This window comes from Duganella phyllosphaerae, from assembly GCF_001758785.1.
GTDB lineage: Bacteria > Pseudomonadota > Gammaproteobacteria > Burkholderiales > Burkholderiaceae_D > Rugamonas > Rugamonas phyllosphaerae.
The window spans coordinates 46,368-66,847 of sequence record NZ_LROM01000152.1 but is presented as its reverse complement, the minus strand read 5'-3'; the positions used below and the strand labels follow the sequence as shown (position 1 = coordinate 66,847).

The 20,480-nt window shown below is 61.8% G+C and carries 35 protein-coding genes; 20 read left to right on the top strand and 15 right to left on the bottom strand.

The genetic code is table 11. The features are described from left to right. Nucleotides 1-52 precede the first annotated feature (52 nt). The 13 genes from DUPY_RS29075 to DUPY_RS25625 all read right to left on the bottom strand — a co-directional run bounded on the left by DUPY_RS29075 (nt 53) and on the right by DUPY_RS25625 (nt 5,622). Complete coding sequence (locus tag DUPY_RS29075) at nt 53-187, bottom strand: hypothetical protein (RefSeq protein ID WP_267875846.1); 135 nt, start codon at nt 185-187, stop codon at nt 53-55. Beyond that, complete coding sequence (locus tag DUPY_RS25675) at nt 174-443, bottom strand: hypothetical protein (RefSeq protein WP_070251987.1); 270 nt, start codon at nt 441-443, stop codon at nt 174-176. The genes DUPY_RS29075 and DUPY_RS25675 overlap by 14 nt, the downstream gene beginning before the upstream one ends. Then, the gene (locus DUPY_RS29070; protein ID WP_267875845.1) at nt 440-574 is read right to left on the bottom strand and encodes a hypothetical protein; all 135 of its coding nucleotides are present in this window, start codon (nt 572-574) and stop codon (nt 440-442) included. Before DUPY_RS29070 ends, DUPY_RS25675 begins: the two co-directional genes overlap by 4 nt. Nucleotides 575-680: 106 nt before the next feature. After that, nucleotides 681-902, bottom strand: coding sequence for a hypothetical protein (locus DUPY_RS25670; protein ID WP_070251986.1), 222 nt, complete (start codon nt 900-902; stop codon nt 681-683). After that, nucleotides 899-1,210 (bottom strand): hypothetical protein, encoded by a 312-nt coding sequence (locus DUPY_RS25665; RefSeq protein WP_070251985.1) that lies wholly within the window; start codon nt 1,208-1,210, stop codon nt 899-901. The genes DUPY_RS25670 and DUPY_RS25665 overlap by 4 nt, the downstream gene beginning before the upstream one ends. A gap of 318 nt (nt 1,211-1,528) precedes the next feature. Beyond that, on the bottom strand, nt 1,529-1,708 hold the full coding sequence (locus DUPY_RS25660; RefSeq protein WP_070251984.1) for a hypothetical protein: 180 nt from the start codon (nt 1,706-1,708) through the stop codon (nt 1,529-1,531). Nucleotides 1,709-1,855: 147 nt separating this feature from the next. Continuing rightward, nucleotides 1,856-2,155, bottom strand: a complete 300-nt coding sequence (locus tag DUPY_RS25655; RefSeq protein WP_229255506.1) for a hypothetical protein — start codon at nt 2,153-2,155, stop codon at nt 1,856-1,858. Nucleotides 2,156-2,226: 71 nt separating this feature from the next. After that, nucleotides 2,227-2,598, bottom strand: coding sequence for a hypothetical protein (locus DUPY_RS25650; RefSeq protein WP_070251982.1), 372 nt, complete (start codon nt 2,596-2,598; stop codon nt 2,227-2,229). Further along, nucleotides 2,595-2,933, bottom strand: a complete 339-nt coding sequence (locus DUPY_RS25645; RefSeq protein ID WP_070251981.1) for a hypothetical protein — start codon at nt 2,931-2,933, stop codon at nt 2,595-2,597. Before DUPY_RS25645 ends, DUPY_RS25650 begins: the two co-directional genes overlap by 4 nt. Continuing rightward, nucleotides 2,930-3,157: a hypothetical protein gene (locus DUPY_RS25640; RefSeq protein WP_070251980.1), complete on the bottom strand. Its 228-nt coding sequence runs from the start codon at nt 3,155-3,157 to the stop codon at nt 2,930-2,932. The genes DUPY_RS25645 and DUPY_RS25640 overlap by 4 nt, the downstream gene beginning before the upstream one ends. Before the next feature lie 306 nt (nt 3,158-3,463). After that, nucleotides 3,464-3,928, bottom strand: coding sequence for a hypothetical protein (locus tag DUPY_RS25635; RefSeq protein WP_070251979.1), 465 nt, complete (start codon nt 3,926-3,928; stop codon nt 3,464-3,466). A 630-nt stretch (nt 3,929-4,558) separates the two neighbouring features. Further along, nucleotides 4,559-4,879 (bottom strand): hypothetical protein, encoded by a 321-nt coding sequence (locus DUPY_RS25630; RefSeq protein WP_070251978.1) that lies wholly within the window; start codon nt 4,877-4,879, stop codon nt 4,559-4,561. Then, nucleotides 4,876-5,622, bottom strand: a complete 747-nt coding sequence (locus DUPY_RS25625) for a LexA family protein (protein WP_070251977.1) — start codon at nt 5,620-5,622, stop codon at nt 4,876-4,878. Before DUPY_RS25625 ends, DUPY_RS25630 begins: the two co-directional genes overlap by 4 nt. An 83-nt stretch (nt 5,623-5,705) precedes the next feature. Between DUPY_RS25625 and DUPY_RS25620 the strand changes: the two genes are divergently transcribed. From DUPY_RS25620 to DUPY_RS25575, 11 genes are all read left to right on the top strand, one after another. Then, the gene (locus tag DUPY_RS25620; protein ID WP_070251976.1) at nt 5,706-5,951 is read left to right on the top strand and encodes a helix-turn-helix domain-containing protein; all 246 of its coding nucleotides are present in this window, start codon (nt 5,706-5,708) and stop codon (nt 5,949-5,951) included. After that, complete coding sequence (locus DUPY_RS25615; RefSeq protein ID WP_070251975.1) at nt 5,948-6,349, top strand: transcriptional regulator; 402 nt, start codon at nt 5,948-5,950, stop codon at nt 6,347-6,349. The genes DUPY_RS25620 and DUPY_RS25615 overlap by 4 nt, the downstream gene beginning before the upstream one ends. An 88-nt stretch (nt 6,350-6,437) precedes the next feature. Then, entirely contained in the window at nt 6,438-6,728 is a 291-nt protein-coding gene (locus DUPY_RS25610) for a hypothetical protein (protein ID WP_070251974.1), read from the top strand. A 49-nt stretch (nt 6,729-6,777) separates the two neighbouring features. Continuing rightward, on the top strand, nt 6,778-7,518 hold the full coding sequence (locus DUPY_RS25605) for a phage antirepressor KilAC domain-containing protein (protein ID WP_208600104.1): 741 nt from the start codon (nt 6,778-6,780) through the stop codon (nt 7,516-7,518). A gap of 11 nt (nt 7,519-7,529) precedes the next feature. Then, nucleotides 7,530-8,423: a hypothetical protein gene (locus DUPY_RS25600; protein ID WP_141749680.1), complete on the top strand. Its 894-nt coding sequence runs from the start codon at nt 7,530-7,532 to the stop codon at nt 8,421-8,423. Then, the gene (locus DUPY_RS27400; protein ID WP_071651709.1) at nt 8,420-8,659 is read left to right on the top strand and encodes a hypothetical protein; all 240 of its coding nucleotides are present in this window, start codon (nt 8,420-8,422) and stop codon (nt 8,657-8,659) included. Before DUPY_RS25600 ends, DUPY_RS27400 begins: the two co-directional genes overlap by 4 nt. After that, nucleotides 8,656-8,889: a helix-turn-helix domain-containing protein gene (locus tag DUPY_RS25595; RefSeq protein ID WP_070251972.1), complete on the top strand. Its 234-nt coding sequence runs from the start codon at nt 8,656-8,658 to the stop codon at nt 8,887-8,889. Before DUPY_RS27400 ends, DUPY_RS25595 begins: the two co-directional genes overlap by 4 nt. A 92-nt stretch (nt 8,890-8,981) precedes the next feature. Next, entirely contained in the window at nt 8,982-9,173 is a 192-nt protein-coding gene (locus tag DUPY_RS25590; protein ID WP_070251971.1) for a hypothetical protein, read from the top strand. Then, complete coding sequence (locus tag DUPY_RS25585; protein ID WP_070251970.1) at nt 9,170-9,502, top strand: hypothetical protein; 333 nt, start codon at nt 9,170-9,172, stop codon at nt 9,500-9,502. Before DUPY_RS25590 ends, DUPY_RS25585 begins: the two co-directional genes overlap by 4 nt. Continuing rightward, a complete protein-coding gene (locus DUPY_RS25580; RefSeq protein ID WP_070251969.1) occupies nt 9,499-11,493 on the top strand; it encodes a DNA cytosine methyltransferase in 1,995 nt (664 codons plus the stop codon). The genes DUPY_RS25585 and DUPY_RS25580 overlap by 4 nt, the downstream gene beginning before the upstream one ends. Then, on the top strand, nt 11,490-11,999 hold the full coding sequence (locus DUPY_RS25575; RefSeq protein ID WP_070251968.1) for a hypothetical protein: 510 nt from the start codon (nt 11,490-11,492) through the stop codon (nt 11,997-11,999). The genes DUPY_RS25580 and DUPY_RS25575 overlap by 4 nt, the downstream gene beginning before the upstream one ends. 2 nt (nt 12,000-12,001) lie before the next feature. On the opposite strand, the gene DUPY_RS28125 is transcribed toward DUPY_RS25575, so the two are convergent. Beyond that, the gene (locus DUPY_RS28125) at nt 12,002-12,238 is read right to left on the bottom strand and encodes a hypothetical protein (protein WP_141749679.1); all 237 of its coding nucleotides are present in this window, start codon (nt 12,236-12,238) and stop codon (nt 12,002-12,004) included. A 41-nt stretch (nt 12,239-12,279) separates the two neighbouring features. Between DUPY_RS28125 and DUPY_RS25570 the strand changes: the two genes are divergently transcribed. Continuing rightward, nucleotides 12,280-12,711 (top strand): hypothetical protein, encoded by a 432-nt coding sequence (locus DUPY_RS25570; RefSeq protein ID WP_070251967.1) that lies wholly within the window; start codon nt 12,280-12,282, stop codon nt 12,709-12,711. Then, entirely contained in the window at nt 12,708-13,295 is a 588-nt protein-coding gene (locus tag DUPY_RS25565) for a hypothetical protein (protein WP_070251966.1), read from the top strand. The genes DUPY_RS25570 and DUPY_RS25565 overlap by 4 nt, the downstream gene beginning before the upstream one ends. 8 nt (nt 13,296-13,303) lie before the next feature. On the opposite strand, the gene DUPY_RS25560 is transcribed toward DUPY_RS25565, so the two are convergent. Next, the gene (locus tag DUPY_RS25560; protein ID WP_141749678.1) at nt 13,304-14,035 is read right to left on the bottom strand and encodes a hypothetical protein; all 732 of its coding nucleotides are present in this window, start codon (nt 14,033-14,035) and stop codon (nt 13,304-13,306) included. A gap of 62 nt (nt 14,036-14,097) precedes the next feature. Here DUPY_RS25560 and DUPY_RS25555 point away from each other — a divergent pair, with 62 nt between their 5' ends. The 7 genes from DUPY_RS25555 to DUPY_RS25525 are packed head-to-tail and all read left to right on the top strand — an operon-like array spanning nt 14,098 to nt 20,413. Next, nucleotides 14,098-14,910: a hypothetical protein gene (locus tag DUPY_RS25555; RefSeq protein WP_070251964.1), complete on the top strand. Its 813-nt coding sequence runs from the start codon at nt 14,098-14,100 to the stop codon at nt 14,908-14,910. Between the two features lie 11 nt (nt 14,911-14,921). Further along, a complete protein-coding gene (locus tag DUPY_RS25550; RefSeq protein ID WP_208600103.1) occupies nt 14,922-15,596 on the top strand; it encodes a recombination protein NinG in 675 nt (224 codons plus the stop codon). Between the two features lie 34 nt (nt 15,597-15,630). Beyond that, nucleotides 15,631-18,261, top strand: a complete 2,631-nt coding sequence (locus DUPY_RS25545) for a DNA methyltransferase (protein WP_070251963.1) — start codon at nt 15,631-15,633, stop codon at nt 18,259-18,261. Beyond that, nucleotides 18,258-18,443: a hypothetical protein gene (locus DUPY_RS25540; protein WP_070251962.1), complete on the top strand. Its 186-nt coding sequence runs from the start codon at nt 18,258-18,260 to the stop codon at nt 18,441-18,443. Before DUPY_RS25545 ends, DUPY_RS25540 begins: the two co-directional genes overlap by 4 nt. Continuing rightward, the gene (locus DUPY_RS25535) at nt 18,440-19,243 is read left to right on the top strand and encodes a YdaU family protein (protein WP_070251961.1); all 804 of its coding nucleotides are present in this window, start codon (nt 18,440-18,442) and stop codon (nt 19,241-19,243) included. Before DUPY_RS25540 ends, DUPY_RS25535 begins: the two co-directional genes overlap by 4 nt. Then, a complete protein-coding gene (locus DUPY_RS25530) occupies nt 19,185-20,003 on the top strand; it encodes an ATP-binding protein (protein ID WP_229255505.1) in 819 nt (272 codons plus the stop codon). The genes DUPY_RS25535 and DUPY_RS25530 overlap by 59 nt, the downstream gene beginning before the upstream one ends. Then, the gene (locus tag DUPY_RS25525) at nt 19,964-20,413 is read left to right on the top strand and encodes a hypothetical protein (protein WP_141749677.1); all 450 of its coding nucleotides are present in this window, start codon (nt 19,964-19,966) and stop codon (nt 20,411-20,413) included. Before DUPY_RS25530 ends, DUPY_RS25525 begins: the two co-directional genes overlap by 40 nt. Nucleotides 20,414-20,480 lie beyond the last annotated feature (67 nt).

The following is a 20,480-nucleotide window of genomic DNA, read 5'->3' as shown; positions in this document are numbered from 1 at the left end:
GACTTCGTTGTTGCCGCCGGTGGCGGGTAAATTGGTGGTGGTGCGGCGCCGGCTACTTATCGACCTTGCCGGTCCAAATTTCTTGCTCGTGCTGCGCTGCGCGGGCGTCGGCTTCCTGCATGTAGCCGTAGGTGAGCGCGACCAGGGTGAGTAGGGCCCCGATGGTGAGGATTTCACGCAACTTCATCGCCAGCCCTCCCTTGCTCGGCGTAGCGACCCATGACCCGGTTGCGCCGCAACTGAATCGCGCCCTCGATCGCCTGGCGCCGCTCGCTGGCCGACGCGCCCAAGCCTTCCATTGCGATTTCCAGCACGCGCAGCTCGTGGCCGCTCATGAAGGCGTTGTCGGTGAACAGCGAGACGATCTTGCGCAGCGCCTTCTCGGCCGGCGCTGGCTCGTGCGCAAGCAGCTGGGCGACCAGGCCCGGTTCCAGGGCGCTCACGGCTGCACCATGGCGGTCACGCCCAGCGCGCCGGCGTCGTACAGAGCGTCGCAGATTGCCTTGATGGCGCCGATGGCAGTGCGGTGCTCGGTGCTGCCGTCCTCGTGCTTGATGGTGAGGTGGTAGATCATGGCTTCACCAACCATTCGACGAGGCCGAACCAGCGCGCAGCGACCAGCAGGCCACCGATTACGAAGCCGGCCACGGAGCTGTGCAGGGCGGCGCGAAGAAGAGGGCTCACGATGCGACTCCTTCGCGCTCGGCCATCTGCAGGTGGATCCAGTTGCGACTGTCGTTCAGTTCCTCGCTGACGCAGCCGCCGGAAAGGACCATTTCGACTGCATCAAGGTTGCCGCTGTTGAAAACGTCCTCGTAACCGGCGTCCTGGTAGATGCGATGCAGTGCGTCCGAGACGGCGGCGCGCGCGGCGCGGCCAGCGGTGATGTGACGGATGATCATGCGACACCCGCAGGCACAGCGACGGGCAGACCCTCGTATTCGCCGACCGTGTAGCGGCCGGTTGTGCGACCGCAGAAGGGGCAGAAGCCCGCGACGAACGGCATCGTCTTGCCCTTGGCGCTCGAAAAGCCCTTTCCGGTGCCGGTGATCTTGAACGGAATGTTGATCGTGCTGCGCAAGTCCATGTCTTCCGTCAGCTGGAAGCCGGTCGCCATGCATTCAACCTTGATGTCCGAACCTGCCTTCTCGACGATGAACAGCGCAGTCGCCAGTCTGGTTTCGGTGCTTTTGACGCAGTTGCAGTTCATGCCACTCTCCCTGTTCGTTTCATTGTTGGGGACCGCGTTCGCCGGTCCCTGCGTGTGGTAGCCGGTGCTGACTTCTTCCGGCTTTGCTCCCAAACCCGAAGCGCTTTCGCACTGGCCATGTACTGGAGCACTCAATTAGGTCGAGCATCAGCCTGCTCTATTCACCACATGGCTGCTGACTGCCCCGCCAATCCGCCCGCGCACTGCACCAGCGTTACCTGTGTGTGTTCTCGCTCCTCGGCAATCAGCAGCCATGTGGTTCCCGCGCTTGCCCGGCGCGGGACGGGTGCTGCTGGCGGCCTGCACGCCGCCATTGATTCAAACTGCCTGCACCTGCGAGGGGCGGTAGCTGCCGACCTTGTTGCCGCCCAGGTCGATGTCGTAGTAGATGCCCTTCGAGCCAGGACGCTCTTTCAGGAACTTGCCCTCGAAGACCTTGCTCCGGGCGCGGACGGTGACCTTCTGGCCCGGTTGGAAGTTGCTGGTTTCTGCTGCCATGTGATGCCTTTCTATGGTTTGTGGTGGCCGGATACGCCGGCCGGCGGCACGGGGCGAGTGCGACGCGGGCATGCTGATCCCACAGGGGCTATTTCTTCGCCTGCCAAGGCTGAGCCGGGTGGTAGCAGCGCCCGGCGACCGCATTGCTTAATCCTTGTTGCAGTCGTGCTCTTCGTTACTGAACTGGTGCGCGTTGGAGAACTCGCCGCCGTAGCCATCGGCGTCGCGGTGCTCCAGGTGTGCCCGGTACTGGCCAGTGCGTACTTCTTGGCGGATCGCCTTGCACGTCTTCGAGCAGTACAGTCCCCAGCCCCGTTTGACGTCGGCAGCCCGTGCGAAGAACTGCTTGCGGCACCACTTGCACTGGCGCTCGACCATCTTTGGCTGCGGTACCCGCTTGGCCGCTTTCGCTACCGGCTGCGCCCGTACATACTCGATTCCATTCACAACAATTCGATCCATCGCACACCTCTGTTTTGTTCGTTTGCTGACGCGTCCAAGCCGGAGATTCGATCCGATCAAGGTGGCTCGAAGTTGCGTTCCCACTCGTGGCGCTCGATACGCGCCTCGTCGATCGACACCAGGCGCAGGTCGTGGGCACTCGGCAGGTGGTCGTCACACCAGTCGCTCATTTGCAGCAGAACTTCGCGCTTCAGCCAGGCGCCGATGTCGGTCATGTCTACCGAGAGGTGCAAGCCGACGTGCTTCACTTCGTAGCCGTGCGCGTCGAGCACGCCGTACAGGTCAACCAGTAGGCCGTCGTGCTCATACCCGGAGTGCAGTGGCCGCGCATCGGCCGGGATGAGCGGCTGGCTGATTGCCGTGGTTGGCGTAACCGCGACCGGTGCGGCGGCCGCCTGGAGCAGGGCGAAGTTGATAGGGGCATTCATTGGGCGGCCTGAATCGCGTCGAAGGCTAGGGCCAGCACGTCGGCGTCGTAGGTGTTGACCTCGCCGAACTGCTCCATGGCGCGGCCGATCAGCAGGCCGTCAGCGCGGCTCAGCGCCGCAGCCTTGCGACCGATGCGGCTCATGACGGGCAGCGGCAGGTCGGCGCCGCGTGCAGCGCAGAACTGGGCCACGGTGACCATGCCGGTGGCGGCCGGCGCCAGCTTCGGCACTAGGGCCAACTTGCGCGCCGGGACCAGGTTGCGGATGGCGTCGCCAGCCAGTTCGGTGAAGTTGAAGGTGCTGCCGAGCTGGGCACCCAGGATCAGGGCGATCACAGCGCCACCGCCTTCTGGTGCTCGGCGAACGACCACGCAGAACCAGCGGCGCGCTCATCGCGCAGCTCGGCAGCAGCAGCTTCCGTACGGTAGATGTACCGGCGGCGCGAGAGCTTGCGGTCGAAGTCGTTGCAGATTTCCCAGATGCGAGGGCAACCGATGCTGGCGACGAAGCCGGCGCATTGCAGGTTGGTCGTGTTCTTTTTAAGGGTAGGTTTGCGCATGGCGTCGATCTCCGATTAGCGCGCAGCTGGCGCAGGGTGGGAGGCGGCGTGTGCGGCATCGCCCAAGCGCAGGGCTTCGGCAAGGGCTTGCAGTTCGGCTGGTGACATTTCTTCTCCATCGCTGTTGGTGTATCGATGGAGGTATATTAGTCTGACTGATTATTTATGTCAACAGTCGGACTAATAAAAAAGAATATTTTTTGTTAGTACGGCAGTTCGATGTGGTGCGGACTGGATGTCACAGGGGAGGGATTAGAGCCCAAGAGTGGCTTGACGAAAAAAAACCCGCTGTGCGGGCTTTTTTTTCTACTTGGACGGGGGCGCATCTGGTTGGCGCCGTCGATCCAATTCTTCGCGCATCTGCTTGAGTAGCGCGGCAGTATCCTCCGCCTGCTTCTTTACCTCCTCTTGGGCGGAGGCCGTATTTTTGCCTGACTCGAATGATGCTAGCATGTTCGATGTTAGCATTGTATTAAAGGAAAGCACGCCAAACAAAATGGCCGCTACCGTGCTAACAGCAGTCACAATGATCGCGGTTTTTAAGCTTTTCATATCCGCGCTTGCTTTGTCTCCTTCGGCTTTTGTTTCCTTTCGGCCGTCCGATACATCGCTTTCCATGCGAATCAACCTATCCTCGAGCCGCTTCGCGCTCTCCGTTTGCAGTTTGAGATAATTATCAACACTGGCCTGTATGGATGCGACCCTTCCATCCATCTTTACCTCGATGGTTTCGAGTTTTGCATCAAACTCTTCTCTTGTGAGATTACTCATAGGTTCGTTGAAATTTTCATGTGTGGAGGATACACCGCCCGGGCGAGTGTGCACCGTTAGATTGTCAACGTCTGAATAGTCATCGAATGTGGGGAAGCGACTTCTAAGCCCTTCTGCGGTAGGCCGCCCCTCGCTATATGTGTTACTGGCTCTCATTGTTTTCAAGAGGTTTTTTGCCGTTAGTCACCCATTTGCTTATTGGGGCCCTAGAATGGAATCGCATAAATGCGCATCTTTTACATATGCACACGATCACGGGAAGAACATAGTTACTTATCGAACCTCGTTGACGATTGCCAAGTGGGATCATGGGACCCATATCCTCACCATCGACTTCCGAGGTGTGAATAATATTCCATCCGCCATTTCCGCAGGCTGGACACGGTCGGTCGACCTTCGATGCCTTAAGGAACTCCAAAATGTCTGCAAATGACAGATTGGCAGCTGAACCTTTGTCTAACTCTTCTTCTGGTGTACTCACTTCTTGTATCCTTGGTTGCTGGGAACTATGGAGATGGATCAAGCATCGGATAGCGAAGCACAAGTCGCCTTATGCCCTCAAACAATATCGCTAGCTAGATTGTAGCCTTCACTAGCGCGCTTGGGCATCCGAGCCTGCCCGAGCGTAACCTATCTCACCAGCCTCACACCGGAGCCTGGGGAGGCAACGCCCATCAGCTTGTCTTTGCGGTAAAACATGATCTCACGCGCGCCGCCGGACAGACAGGCGTCCATATCAGAGAAGGCGCGAACCATTTTCAAGCGCTTTGCATCTGATTCGCGCTCGATCTTGTAGACCCAGTACACGGCGAGGTGATCGCCTTCGATATGGCTTTTTGCGAATTCGCGCAGCATCGATTGCGCCTCAAGCGCCGCCGTCTTGTCGCATTCGCCAGCATTAGCCCAAAACGGAAGCAAGAGCGCAATTCCGCTGACAATAATTTTTTTCATAATCGGTCGCGGAAGTTCTTTGGCGTGAAGTGAACAACTCGTCCAATGACAATGCAGTCAGCGCCACGGCATGGGACTGGCTCGAAGTCGGGATTGTCCGAGGCCAAAAACCATTCTCGGCGATCGTAAGTCAAGCGCTTAACTACAGCCTGGCCGTTGTAGTTCATGGCGAAGACTCCACCGTTTTTGCGAGTTCGGTCAATGGTATTGACGACTGCAATATCTCCGTCAAATATCATCGGCTGCATACTGTCGCCCCGCACCTTTACAGCGACGAGTGAGTCGGGGTGCAGGTCATTTTCCTCAATGAATTGCCGAGGCACATAGTGCCTTCCATCCTCATCAAGGATAGGCTCAATGACGAATCCGTCTATCCCCGCTTGCACGTGGACCGAGACCATTGGAATTGCGATGGTGGGCGGAGCGTGATCGTCATCATCCGTCACACGTAACCCGGTAACGGAACCAGCAACCCTGGTTGCCTGGTCTGCCAGTGACGGGCTGAAGTCTGATAGGCCCACACCAAGGAGGGCGGCGAACTTGGCTCCAGCGTCGATGTTTAAGGGAATCTTTCCGTTCAAATATTGGGCAAGGGCACTTTGGCCGAAGCCGAGCATATCTGCCGCAGCCTCTTGGGACGAAGGAAGACCGGATTCTTTGCGACTCGCCTGCCAGGACTTGAATAGGTCCTTGAGCTTGGCGGCTTCGGAAAGTTGGTCTTGTGATAGTGGTTGTGCGGGCATATGAACAGAATATAAGTAAGCCTAATAAATTTCAATTAGTCCGACTGTTGACAATATCTAGCAGTCGGACTAATATTTGCCTCATGAACCGAATTTCAGACATCCGAGCCAAGCTCGCACTCACTCAAAAGGCCCTCGCAGACGCTCTGCAGGTCAGCCAAGGGAATGTCTCCCACTACGAGCGCGGGCAGAGTGTTCCGCCGAAGGTTGCGCAGCGGCTGATTGCATTTGCAGCGAAGCGCGGCCACACCCTGTCGTTCGATGACATTTACGGCAACCCCGCACCCGCCGCCGTGACCCAGCTCAATCAAGCGGGAGAGGCCGCATGAACCTCGCTGAATACTTTGCACTCGCACGCGGTAACCAGTTGCGCCTTTCTGAGGCGTTGGATATACCGCAGGCAAACGTCAGCCGCTACGCCTCCGGGGTAAATCCAATTCCTGTCGAGCATGGCGCCGCGATCGAGCGTGCGACCGGCGGGGCTGTAACGCGCCAAGAACTGTTCCCGGAAAAATGGGCGTCGATCTGGCCGGAATTGGTGTTGCAGGCCCATATCTACGGGTCGATCACGCTGATGCTGGCCGAGCTGCGCAAGCAGAACACGCTGCTCGAAGTGCTGGCGAAGCAGGGCGACATCACGGTCGCCGCGCGCAGCACCGCATGCGCCGATCTCTGCTCGGTCGTTCGTCCCGCCACCGGCGCTGCCGCGTCCGGCCTGCCTGGCTGACGGCGATCACCACCCCGAATTTGTAACGTCGCCGGCCCTAGACCTGCCGGTTTAAATCCTGAAGTCCGCATCACTATAGGAGCAACACATGAGCACCACCCAACGCAAGCCGGATCCCCGCTTGAACGTCGTCAAGGTCTACCTCGGCGACGAGGAGCAGGCCACTTTGCAGAGCCACTGCGCTGCAGCAGATATCAGCATCAGCGGCTTCCTCCGCCAGGCTGGCATGCGCATCGCGACGGCACACCAGCAGGTTACCCGCTTCCCCAGCCGCCAAGAAGGGGCTGGTGCAGGTCTGCGCCGGGCCTTCTCCTTCCCAGGCCAGGCCCAGGGCGTGCGCCGCGTTTCGCGCGGTGCGCTGCGCCCGATGCGTTCCTGAATCAACAACCGGCCCGCCGACCAGCAGCCAACCACCGCAAGGAGTTTTCGTGGATTCAATCATCGCCGAAGTAGTGACCATGACCAGTCTTGAGCTGGTCGAGTTCATCAACGAAGATCGCCGGGCGCACGCCACTCCCGTCGAGCCTTTCATCGAACTGCGGCACGACAACCTGATGGCGAAAATTCCCAAAGTGCTGGGCGCCGACGCTCCTAAATTTTTAGGAACGCACGTCTACGGTAACAACAATAAGCGCGACATCTATTTGCTGCCGAAGCGCGAGGCTTGTCTCGTCGCCATGAGTTACAGCTACACGCTCCAGGCGAAAGTGTTCGACCGCATGTGCGAACTGGAGCAGGCCAACGTTAAGCCGCAGTTGCCCGGAGTGCCGCAAACCTTCGCGCAAGCGCTGCGCCTGGCCGCCGAGCAGGCCGAGGTGATTGAGCAGCAGGCAGTCGCGCTGGAGGCGGCGAAGCCGGCCGTTGAGTTCGTCGATCGCTACTGCGACGCTACCGGCGCGCTGGGCTTCCGCCAGGTGGCCAAGGTCCTGAAGGTGAAGGAGCACGTCTTTCGTGACTTCCTCATCGAGAAAAAAATCATGTACCGCCTCGGCGGCGCGCTGGCGCCAATGGCCGCGCACCTCGACGCCGGCCGGTTCGTGGTCAAGGCCGGCCACGCCCAGGCGAACAACCATGCATTCAACAGCGCGCGCTTCACCCCGAAAGGCGTGAACTGGGTGGCGGGCGAATTTGCGAAGCACCAGGTCGAGCACCAGCTTTCCCATCACTGACGGAGATACGAATGCGTAACGAAAAGAATAGCGCGCCTACCGCTTGCCCAATGCCGGCGCTGCCGGACTGGTGCTTCCGCGACGATCTGGGCGGCCTGGTGCCGAGCGAGATCCGCGAGGCACTGAACGAGCATGCGCGCGGCGCCTGGAACATGGGGCTGGACGCCGGCCTGCTGCACGCGCCGGCCGTCACCGACACCGGCTTGTGCGAGCTGCGCGACCACCTGGCCACTGCCAAGGTCATGGATCGCTCGGTCACGCTGTCGCCGGCCGCCGCCGGGGCGCTGCACCTGGCGATGACCACGCCGTCGCAGCAGTCGGCTGCACGTCAAAGCGATGCACTCGTGGACTGGGCGGCATACATGGATGGCCCGGAACTGCAGGAACTGAAAGCCGAGGCCCTGGCGCTGGCCGCCGGCGGCGCCAACATGAGCATGGACGTTGGCTGCATGTTCGTGCTGGCCATGATCGAGCGCATCGAATCGCGCGCTACCGCGCCCCAGGTGGCCGGCTACATCGAGCCGCGCGAGGTTCCGTGCATCGGCCAGTGCCGCACCACGCTATGGGCCACGAAGCAAAGCCCGGATGCGCTGGCGGTGTACCTGGCGGTGCCGGCCGACACGGCGCGCATCGCAGAACTCGAAGCGGAGATCGCCAAGCGCCGCCGCTCTAACTGGATCCTGAGCCAGACCATCCACAACATTATGGTTGGCAACCAGTCTGCTTGGATCGAATGGCAGCAGGGCGACGGCGCCGAGAAGGCGATGGAATGGATTCAAAACGGCCTCATCGGGCCAGGATTGATCCCGGTATCCAACGGAAAATCGGCGCAAGAGTTTTGCGACGCGAATTCGGACTACCGCATGGAGCCGACCGACCCGCACCCACCAGGCAAAGAATTGTGAACGCCCGCCCAGCCTGGGGCGCGGCCCCGATCCGCTGCGGCCGCACGAAATGCAAATGGCGCGGTAAGGAAACCGACCTCCATGAGCAGCCAAGCAAGAAATTCGGCGCCGGAGTTACCGAGAAGGTTTGCCCCACATGCGGCTGTGACAGCTACATGTTCATGACCGATCGCGAGATTGCCGCGTGGGAGCGCAAGAAACTCGCCGCCGCACCGATCGCCGGAGCACCGCCATGACGCCTGGCCCCGTGCCGCCCAGCGTGCGCGAATTGCTGGATTACCTGATCACCGAACACCGTTTAAAGAATTACGCCGCGCTGGCCCGAGAAATGGGCGAGACAAGCGCCACGATCAGCCGCCTGTTGCGGTCTGGCCAGCGCCTCACGGCAAAGCAGATTTTGCATATTCATGAGTATTTCGGCATGAACGTGCAGGAAATCCGCGAAAGGTCAGGGCAGTACGACTGATCGCGGAAATAGAAAAGCCGGCGTGCAGGCCGGCTTGGTAAATCAACTACAGAGGGTCCCATGATACCACGATACACCCGGAGGTCCGAGCCATGACGACCTCGATCAACTACACCGAGAGCAAGACCTTGGCAGCCGTCAAAGATTGGCGCACCACGGACAAGGCCAAGATCGGCGCCGCGCCGGCCGAGAAGGGCATCGCGGTCAAGAAGCATCGCCATAACGAGCAGAAGCTGCGCGACTGCGCCGACCAGCTCATGAAGGTGGAAGGCGGTCAGCCATGAGAAAACTCCCTGAACCGAGCAGCGGCGCGCGCAAGCTGCTGGTGGGCCTGCTCGATGGCCCCGGCACCTTCTACCAAATCTGCGAGCGCCTGAACATTGACATCGAGTCGAACCGCGCCGAGTTCATCCAGCGCGAGCTGTTCAACCGCCTCGTTGAAGGCGGTCACGCCTACCTCGTCGGACTGGTGTACGACATCACCACGCCGGCGCGCAATGCCCTGGCGCCGGCGGCGCCGTACGTGGGCCAGGTGGCCGGCCCTGCCTACCGCCGCGAGCCTCACGTTTCTACCGTCACGGTCGCGCGCCGCGCTGCTGGAGCACGTCAATGAAGCGCGACTTGATCACCCACACGAAAGAGTTCCGCCACTTCCACTTCTGCTGCGGCCTGGGCGGCGGCAAGAAGGGCTTCAACAAGGCTCGGCCGCAGGTCGGGAACATGGCCGCGACGCTCCGCTGCATCGGCGGAATCGATAACGACCCCGCCGCGATCCGCGATTTTGATCGCGCTGGACCTGGCCGCCCGGGTACGGTCATGGATCTCTTCACGCGTGCGCAGTACACCGCCTTCCACGGGAAAGAGCCACCAGCTGGTTGGCGCGAGGCCACGGCCGCCGACATTCGCCGCGCTGCCGGGAACGAGTCGCCGAACATCGTGTTCATCAGCTCGCCTTGCAAGGGCGCAAGTGGGCTGCTCAGCGAATCGCTGAGCAAGACCGCGAAGTACCAGGCGTTGAACGAGTTGACGTTGCGCTGTATCTGGCTGATGGCCGAGGCCTGGGCTGACGATCCAGTGGACCTGATCGTTTTCGAGAACGTGCCGCGCCTGGCCACGCGCGGCCGGCACCTGCTGGACCAGATCAACCAGCTGCTGCAGCAGTTCGGCTACGCCGTGGCCGAGACGACGCACGACTGCGGCGAGCTGGGCGGCCTGGCCCAGAGCCGCAAGCGCTTCCTCCTGGTCGCACGCCACATGGAGAAGGTGCCGCCGTTCCTCTACGAGCCAGAGAAGAAGCGCCTGCGCGCCGTGGGCGATGTTTTGGGCCGCATGCCGTTCCCTGGCGACGCCGCTGGCGGCCCCATGCACCGCATCCCGCGCCTCCAGTGGAAAACGTGGGTGCGCCTGGCTTTCGTTGAAGCCGGCAGCGACTGGCGCAGCCTGAACAAGCTGGCCGTCGAAAATGGCCACCTGAGCGACTACCTGATCGTCCCTGAATACCGCAGCGGCTACATGGGCGTGCAGGAATGGGATGGCACCAGCGGCACCGTGGCCGGGCGCTCGACGCCAACGAATGGCGCATTCTCGATCGCTGATCCGCGTCACTTCGGCCCGGACAAGCACAGCAACGAGTGCCGCATAGGCCCGTGGGATGAACCCGCCAAAGTCGTATCGAGCGCCCACAGCACCGGCCAATGCGTTGCCGACCCGCGCTATTCGAACAACGGCGATTATGGCCAGTTGGGTGTGCGCGCATGGGATAAGCCGACAGGCACCATTACTGGCCAGCGTTCACCCATCCAGGGCGGCTTCTCGGTTGCCGACCCCCGCCCACCTGGTGGTCCGCTGTTTAGCAAGTACGCCGTCACACCATGGGATAAGCGCACCGGCACTGTGATCGGCGGCGACGACCAGGGCGCCTACGCGGTGGCCGATCCACGTTCGAGCACCGGCTTCGAAGGCGCGGGCAAATACTTGGTCACGCCGTTCGAATCACCGGCCGGCACGGTCATCGCAGGCAGCACGACGGGGCAGGGTGCGTTCTGCGTGGCCGATCCGCGCACCATCCACCGCCAGAAAGGCGATGCGTACCTGACAGGCGGTCACTACGGCGTGCTGGACTGGGACGGACAGAGCGGCGCCGTCAGCGCGTCCGCCGGCTACGACAACGGCCGTTGGTCAGTCGCCGATCCGCGCATCGACCAGGTGCCGGCGCTGCCCGCGCTGAACCAGAAAACCGTGGCCATGATTCGCGCACTCGACGGGACATGGCACCGGCCATTCACCACGCTCGAGCTGGCCGCTTTGCAATCGCTGATCAACCCAAACGAGCACTGGTCGATGGACCCGCAGACCCAGCGCGAGATCGACGCCTACAAAGCGGCCACGGGCATGGTGCTGTGTTTGGACGGCAGCAACGATAGCGCGCACCGCGAGCGCATTGGCAATGCTGTGCCACCGGACGCGGCCGAAGCGATCGGCGAAGTGATGGGCACGACGCTGCTGCTAGCCAGCGCCGGCGAGACCTTCATGCTCAGCGCGATGTCGATCTGGGTTCAGCCTGTAGCGATCGCTATCGCCGCGTCGCAAGGATCGACGCTGTGACCACCGCCCAACTCAGCTTCGACTTCGACGCAACTGTCGCTGTCGCGCCGCAGCCGGGTGCCAAGGGAAAGCGCCGTGCGCCGAAGCTGGAACTTGCCGAGCAGGAGGCCGAGCGCCTGCGCATGGCTGCCTATTGGCAAGCAAAGGATGCGGAAGATGATGCCGAAGCGCGCGCCTACTGGTCGGTCGGCATGGTCACCAGTCTGCCGCTGTGGTGCGAGGTGCAGGACAGCAGCCAGAAATACACGCAGATGCTGCCGGGCGTAGTTGAGTCAATCGACGGCGACCTGGCCAGCGTGCGCATTTACGCATCGCCCGAGTATGGCTGTTGGCTTGAGAACTACCCGATCCACCGGAAGCTGGCCATCAACGTGCGACTGCGTGAACTGGGCAGGTATGGCCTGAGTGAAGGGCTGCAGCGCGTCGTTGATAGCGGGTTGCTGGCCACTGGCGATGCAGCGATGGCCGCAGAGGTGCGCGGCCGCGAGATTGCGCAGCGCGTATGAAGTTAAGTCAGGTCCAGCAGTGTCCATTCACCGGTGTTGGAAATGCCGCATTGTATTTGTTCAGTGGCTTCAAGGGCTTTATCCAGCGTATCGAAGGAACCGAGATCATGGAGGGAGACCCATTCCCTTGTTACTTCGCCGTCGGGGCTAGTGATAAGCAGTCCGACATAAGCTCGACAAGCGCCATCAACTTTCGATGCAAAACCTTGCATCTTTATTTTCCATTCATTGGTGCTCATCTAATTCCTGAAATATTAAGTTGCCAAAGGTAAATAATATCATGATCTACGATCTCTCCCGCGAAGAGCGCCGCCACCGCGCCATCGCCAACGAAAAGCCGGCGCCGGTACTCAAGGCCCAGCTCTGCGCTTGCGGCAAGGCCGCACCGGCCAAGCAACTCGCGCAGCACGGCAAATGCGTCGCCTGCCTGTTCGCCGCGCGCGTCGCGACGCTTCAAGACGACGACCTCGACGTGCTGCACCACATGCTGGGCGCCACGTCGCACCATCCGCAGTCCCGCTGGGGCTTCCGCAACCAGTACCTGGCCAACCGCCGCGACCTGGCTGCGCTCGACCGCCTGGTCGCCGCCGGCTTCGTGCGCGCTGGCGCCGCGCTGCTGGACCTGCGCTACTTCCACGCCACCCAGGACGGTTGCAAGTTGGCCGGCCTGAATTATGCGGCCATGACTCGGACGCAGGGAGCACGACCATGACGCGGCTCAAGGCCTACACCGTCCACGATGGCGACGATGGCACCACCGTCATTTTCGCCACGAACAGCGCCACCGCGCGTCGCCAGGGGGCCAACGAGCTCGACCGCGATTGGACCGAAGTCGATTCGTGCCGCCGCGCGCCGCACTTCGATGCTTATGCGCCCGGTCCCGTGCCGGCCGCCGTGCTGATCGACCACGGTTGGCGCTACGAATGCACACGCAACGCTTGCTCGACCTGGGTCTACAGCGATGAGGAAGACCGCTGTTTCAGCGCCGCCGGCGCGCCGTACTGCTGCGAGGCCTGCATGGCGCGCGACTTTGCCCGCCAGCGCGCCACGGCGACCGCCCGGGTGGCGCTGCAGGAATTAGTGGAGCTCAGCCTGCCGGGCGCCGTGGTCACAGACGCCTATGTCTACGGCTCACGCCTGGAAGCCGGCGAGCCGGGTGGCGGGTACCGCGCCTTCGCGGACTTCATGTTCGCCGGCGGCCGCTGGCCAGCGCGCTTCGTGTTCGGTGATGGCTACCGCGTGCATGGTGATGATCACCCAGCGTTCTTCGCCGCCTTTCCGGAGCTTCGTCCATGAATCGGGCGTTAGAGTTGACTGTCCGTGGTCGAACGCCGGATCACGTCCATAACCTCCCAGATGCGATCAACTTGCGTCTGGGCTATTTGAGCCGCGAAATAGGCTCCATCGACGTCGAGAGCAACGAGGCGCAAATACTGGTTCGATGGAGGCTGCACGGTGCTAATCAAGAGAATATGTCGTTTGAGATTTCCGATTGCACTCTGGACCGCGGCGATCTTCAATGCGCAATTATTGCCAAGCGGGGTGAGTGCTGCCAGTTCTTCGTTCGCAATTCCATCAAAGGCGGCAATCGTCTCAAGCGCGAGCATTCTGTTATTTATCGGTATCGAAGTGCCAGCACTTGGTCCGAGCAGCCGCACAATTTCCTCAAGCCCTTTCAGCATAGCTTGTATGCGGTGTTGGCAATGAGCTGCTTGTATAACGGCCAGGGCAAATTTTTCGCGCTGCTGAATCCGTGTTTGCCACGATGCTATCCAAATTGCGCCGATCAAGGCTCCGACGGATCCGATCGAACCGACCCACGTTCCGATTGCGGACAGCAAGGCGGTGTCCTCCGCACCATGAAGAGCAAACAGCATGGGGCCAAACTGGTTGACCAGGATGTAGAACATCAGGCCGCCCACCATCAGCCCCCATTTGTGTGTCCAGTGCATCGCCGTTCCAAATTGCCAAAAAGAAATCTTAACACGTTCCGTCGATCTGCTTTTACGCTCGCCGCCGGACTGGACAAGCCTCATGGCCACGCCGTGGACAGAGTGATGCTCGGTGCGAATGAGGCGTGCGCGGGGAGGGCTGCGTCGTGACCAAACACATCGTATGCTATTCCGGCGGCCATAGCTCGGCACTGGTGGCGATCGAGGTCGTGCGCAAATTTGATCCGGCGGACGTCTTGCTGGTGAACCACGACATCCATTTTTCCGTCGAGGATGCGGACGTGAAACGGTTCAAGCGTCAGGTTGCTGAGTACTTGGCACTTCCGATCACGTTCGTGAATTACAAAAACGCGAGCATGGATCAGTTCGACGTATCGGTGAAGGAGCAGGCCTTCAAGGTTGGCTCTGGATCGGAAATCTGCACCTCGCGGCTGAAGACCGAGCCTTTTATGGCCTGGCTGCGGAAGACTTACCCGCAGAAAGATGTTGTCGTGTATTACGGCTTCGACCTCAATGAGACGGACCGGATTCAACGGCGCTCCGGGATCATGGGAGAGCAAGGCTACATGACCGCGTACCCGCTGGCGGTCGGAGCTCGCACCATCTTCTCGACCAACGAAATCGGCATCGCGCCGCCGCAAGGCTACTCCCAGTTCAAGCACGCCAACTGCATCGGCTGCCTGAAAGCGGGCTGGCAGCACTGGTACATCGTCTATTGCACGCGGCCGGACATCTGGCTCAAGGGAAAGTGGGCCGAGGAAGAGATCGGCTACGCAATCCACCACGACGATACCGGACCCGTCTACCTTGAAGATATGGAAGCCAAGTTCGCCATCATGAAGTGCGCCGGCGTGCCGGCAACCGAGCACATCCCGCATCAGCGGTTCTGGGCCCAGGCGCGCAAGTTCATCAAGATTGCTTCGACGCCCGACCTTCTGCCATGCGAGTGCACGTCATGAGGCGTTCACCCATGAAGCCCGACACCGCGCCAATGAAGCGCCAGGCCTTCGCGCGCGGCGAGCGCATCGAGACCCGCGAGGTGACGAAGACCATCACCAAGGCCGCGCGCGAGAAGAAGCACAAGTGCGCGGTCCGCACCTGCCGCGCCGAGTTCGTCCGGCCGCAGCCGTTCGTCACCTGGTGCTCGCCCGAGTGCGGCACGGTGGTGGCGCTGGCGAAGCTCGACAAGCAGCGCCTGGCCACGGCCAAGGCCGAGCGCAAGGACCACCAGGAAAAGTTGGCCAAGTTCAAGCGCAAGGCTGACTACGTGGCCGACTGCCAGAAGGCGTTCAACGCCTGGGTGCGGTTCCGCGACCGCTTCGAGCCGTGCATCGACTGCGGAAAGCACGCCAGCGGCGACGCCCTGACCGGCGGCGCCTATGACGCTGGCCACTACCTGTCGCGCGGCAGCCACCCGCATCTTCGCTTCGACGAACGGAACGTGTTCAAGCAGCTCAAGGGCTGCAACCGGCCGGGAGGCACCACGGCGGCATCGTTTCGCGCCGGCGTCGTCGCGCGCATCGGCCTGGCCGCCGTGGAGGCGCTGGAAGCCGACCAGGAATCGAAACACTACACAGTGGACGACCTGATCGCCAAGACCGCGCACTACAAAAAACTTTTAAAAGAACTGAAGGCAGCAGCCTGACGGCCGTTGCTTGACCAACCAAAACGGAAATGACATGAGCGCATTCAACAGCGAAGAACAAAAGCACCTGATTCAGGCCGAATATAGCCAGTTCCTGCGCGATAAAATTCGCCTGGCCCCGTCGAAGGGCTTCGACGTGCCGCTGGACCAGATCCATCCAGGCCTCAAACCGCACACCCGCCAGATCGTCCGCTGGGCACTCGCCGGCGGCCAGCGCGCCGTGTTCGCATCGTTCGGCTTGCACAAGACCAGCACCAACCTCGAGGTCATGCGCCAGATCGGCATTCACCGGCCTGGCGGGATCCGTGGCATCGTCGCGCCGCTGGGCGTGCGCCAGGAGTTCTCGCGCGAGGTGGCGAAGCACTTCACCGGCGACCAGGCCATCGACCTACGATTCATCCGCTCGGACGCCGAGATCGACGACCCAGCCACGATCTACATGACGAACTACGAGTCGGTGCGCGAGGTCAAGGTGGACGTTACGAAGTGGCAGGCCTCGGGCCTGGATGAGGCCAGCGTGCTGCGCAGCTATGGCAGCAAGACCTACCAGGAGTTCCTGCCGATGTTCGCCCCCGTCGAATTCAAATTCGTCTACACCGCGACGCCGAGCCCGAACCGGTTCAAGGAACTAATCCATTACGCCGGCTACCTGGGCGTCATGGACACGGGCCAGGCCCTCACGCGCTTCTTCCAGCGCGACAGCGAGAAGGCCGGCAACCTGACGCTCTATCCCCATAAAGAGCATGAGTTTTGGTTATGGGTGGCCAGCTGGGCCGTGTTCATCCAGAAGCCCAGCGACCTGGGTCATTCGGACGAGGGCTACGACCTGCCGCCGATCGAAGTCCGCTACCACGAAGTGCCGAGCAACTACGACACGGCCGGCGCCGAGAAGAACGGCCAGGGCCTGCTGATCCCCAACGTGGCCATGGGCCTGTCGGCCGCTGCCGGCGAGAAGCGCGACAGCATGGCCGCGCGCGTGGCGAAGGTGGCCGAAATCATCGCGGCGGATCCCGCTGATCACTTCCTCGTGTGGCACGACCTGGAGGACGAGCGCCACGCCATCCAGGCGGCGATCCCGGCCGCCATAAGCGTGTGGGGCACGCAGCAGATCGACGAGCGCGAGCAGCGCATCGCCGACTTCAGCGACGGCAAGGTGCAGATCCTGTCCACCAAGCCGATCATCGCCGGCAGCGGCTGCAACTTCCAGCAGCATTGCCACCGCGAGATTTTCGCGGGCATCGGCTTCAAGTTTAATGATTTCATCCAGGCCATTCACCGCGTCCAGCGCTTCCAGCAGACGCACCCGGTCATCATCGACATCGTGCACACCGAGGTCGAGCGCAAGGTGCTGGCCGACCTGCAGACGAAGTGGCGCCAGCACGAAGAGATGCAGGCCAAGATGGGCGAGATCATTCGCACCTATGGCCTGGACCAGCTCTCGATGCAGGACTCGCTGGCGCGCACCATCGGCGTGCAGCGCCAGGTCGTCGCCGGCGATCGTTTCGAGGTGGCGCACAACGACTGCGTGCTCGAAGCGCTCGAACAGCCCGACAACTCGGTGGGCCTGGTGCTGACGTCGATCCCGTTCGGAAATCAGTACGAATACAGCCCGAGTTACAACGACTTCGGCCACACCCAGGACAATGACCAGTTCTGGCGCCAGATGGACTTCCTCACGCCGCAGCTGTTGCGCATCCTGCAGCCGGGCCGCATGTACGCCTGCCACGTGAAGGACCGGATCCTGTTCGGGAACGTGACCGGCGCCGGCGTGCCCACCGTAAGCCCGTTCCACGCCGAGGCCATTTTCCACGCCACCAAGCATGGCTTCGACTACATGGGCATGATCACGGTCGTCACCGACGTGGTGCGCGAGAACAATCAGACCTACCGCCTGGGCTATTCCGAAGTATGCAAGGACGGCAGCAAGATGGGCGTTGGCATGCCTGAATACGTCCTGCTGTTCCATAAGCCGCAGACTGACCGCTCTCGCGGCTATGCGGACGTGCCGGTGACCAAGGCCAAGCCGCTGTGCCTGGACGAGAAGGGTGTCACCGTGCCCTTCGACCGAAAGCTGCCCCCTGTGCCTGGTACCGGCTACAGCGTCGCGCGCTGGCAGGTGGACGCGCATGCATTCTGGCGCTCGAGTGGCGACCGACTGCTCAGCGCGGCGGAGCTGGCCAGCTTCGGCCCTGGCAAGCTGGCCAAGGTCTTCACGGAAATGTCCCTCGACAACGTCTACAACTACGAATACCACGTGGCCGTGGGCGAGGCCATGCTGGCGAACAAGACGCTGCCCGCCACATTCATGAGCCTGGCGCCAGGCAGCAACGATCCGATGGTCTGGCACGACATCGTGCGCATGCGCACTCTGAACGGCGAGCAGTCTGCGCGCGCCGTGGAGAAGCACGTTTGTCCGTTCCAGATCGATATCGTCGACCGCATCATCTTGCGCTACACGAACCCCGGCGAGAAAGTCTACGACCCATTCAGCGGCCTGGGCACTACGCCGGTGCGCTCGGTCAAATTGGGCCGCGTCGGCGCCGGGTCCGAGCTCAACGGCGCCTATTTTGTGGACCAAGTGCACTACTGCTATTCGATGGAGAAGCAGGTCAGCGTACCCACGCTGTTTGATATGGAAGCCATGGACGGGGAGAATGGATTATGACGCGCCGTCGAGCACTGACCGATGACCAGGTCCGCGCGATCCGCGAGGCCCACAAGCCGGGCGTGCGCGGCGCCGGATATCGCGAACTGGCGCGCCGCTTCGGCGTGGCCGAATCCACCGTGCGCGATGCGCTGACGGGGCGCAGCGCTTACACGATCGGCGTGGCGGAGGTCAGGCCGTGAACCACTACCCGCACCATATCGGAGACTTCGACCGCGCTACCCGTCACCTGACCAGGCTCGAGCGCAGTGTCTACCGCGACATGATGGACATCTACTATGACACCGAGCAGCCGTTGACGCCCGATGTCGATTCGTTGTGCCGCCGTATCATCGCCCGTACCAACGAGGAGCGAACGGCCGTTGAACAGGTGTTGAACGAGTTCTTCACGAAAACCGAACGCGGCTGGGTACATTTTCGCTGCGAAGAGGTGATCGAGGACTATCGCAGCAACACCAGTCAGAAATCGGCCGCTGGCCGGGCCTCTGCTGCCAAAAGAGAAACGAAAAGGCAGCAAATGCTGAACAGCCGTTCAACGGGCGTTGGAACGAGCGTTGAACAAACGTTGAACGGCACTCCAACTAACCATAAACCAGAAACCATAAACCATAAACCAATAAAGAACATTACTTCGGCTTCGCCGCCGTCGGACTACTCGCCTGAGTTCGAGGAAGCGTGGCTTGCCTATCCGCCCCGTCCTGGCGCCAGCAAGAAGGATGCGTACAAGGCGTGGGCTGCCCGGCTCAAGGAGGGCGTCACCTCTGGCGCGTTGCTGGCCGGGGTTCAGCGCTATGCGAACTACGTGCTGTACAGCCGCACCGAACCGCAGTTCACAAAGCAGCCGGCCACCTTCTTCGGGCCTGGCGATCACTACAAAGCCGAATGGGCTGTTGGAGCGGCGATGCCGCAGAAAGGCACGAAACATGGAAACTTCGCCGCGCAGGATTACCGGGCAGGGGTTGGCGCTGATGGCAAGTTCTGAGCGCCGCCCGCGCTTCATGAGCGCGGTCCTCGAAACCTGCGCACAGCACGGCGAGTACACCTCGCTGCTGCTGCCGGGCGGCTGGTCTGCCTGCGTGAAGTGCGAGCACGCGGCCGAGGCGGCGGCTACGGCAGCCGCACAGGCCTCCTGGCAGGCCGAACTGCGCACCCGGGCATGGGAGGCACGTCTGGGGCGTGCCGCGATCCCTGAGCGCTTCTCCGACCGCCGCCTCGGCACCTACGTACCGACCTGCGACGAAGCCGAGAGGGCGCTGCGCATGGTCACGCGGTACGCGGACAATTTCGCCGCGGTACGCAAGGCCGGCGCCTGCCTGATTCTTTGCGGTGACGTCGGTACCGGGAAGACCCACCTGGCCGTCGGCGTCGCGCACGTGGTGCTGGAGCAGGGCGGTCAAGCCGTCTTCACGTCGGTGATGCGCGCGGTCAGGTCCGTGAAGGAGACCTACGCCAAGGGCAACCCGAAGACCGAAGCGCAGGCGATCGCCGACCTGGTGGAGCCGGACCTGCTGATCCTCGACGAGGTAGGTGTGCAGCACGGCAGCGATACCGAGAAGCTGGTGCTGTTCGAGATCATCAACGGCCGCTACGAGGCGGGCCGGCCCACGATCGTGATCAGCAACCTGGCGATCAAGCTGCTCGAGGAATACCTGGGCGCGCGGGCCTTTGATCGGCTGCGCGAAGGCGGCGGGCAGCTGGTGGTGTGCGACTGGGAATCGTATCGGTCCCGGAGGGCGGCCTGATGGGCGCGCGGCAGGCATTCCTGGCAAACCCGCTCGACGTGCTGGCCGCGAAGCAGTTGGTGGGCCAGGAGGATGCCGACGCCACCGCGCTGGTGGTGCTGATCGCGCTCGACGCGGCCAAGCGCGGTCTGGCACCGGTGCACCTAACCAACGTGCTGACCGAGCACCTGCTGACCGCAGCGGCTGTGTGGTCGCAGATGGGCAATCGCAAGCTGTACGACGTGTCGGTCAAGGCCTGGCGTGCACAGGTCAAGGCCTGCGCCCGCCCGACCGCGCTGCTCGACTTTACGACGGGCGAGTATGCGGCAATCCGCCTGGCCATTAGCCACTACGTCCGCGCCTTGCCAGTGCTCGAGGTGGGCGTGCTGGCGGCAGCGCATGCCAAGGCGATGCGTGAGCTATACGGCTGAAATACGGTCATCAGGAAACGGGTCGTCAGGAATTGCAACACTTTGCCACTCTGCCAATTGTTTTCGA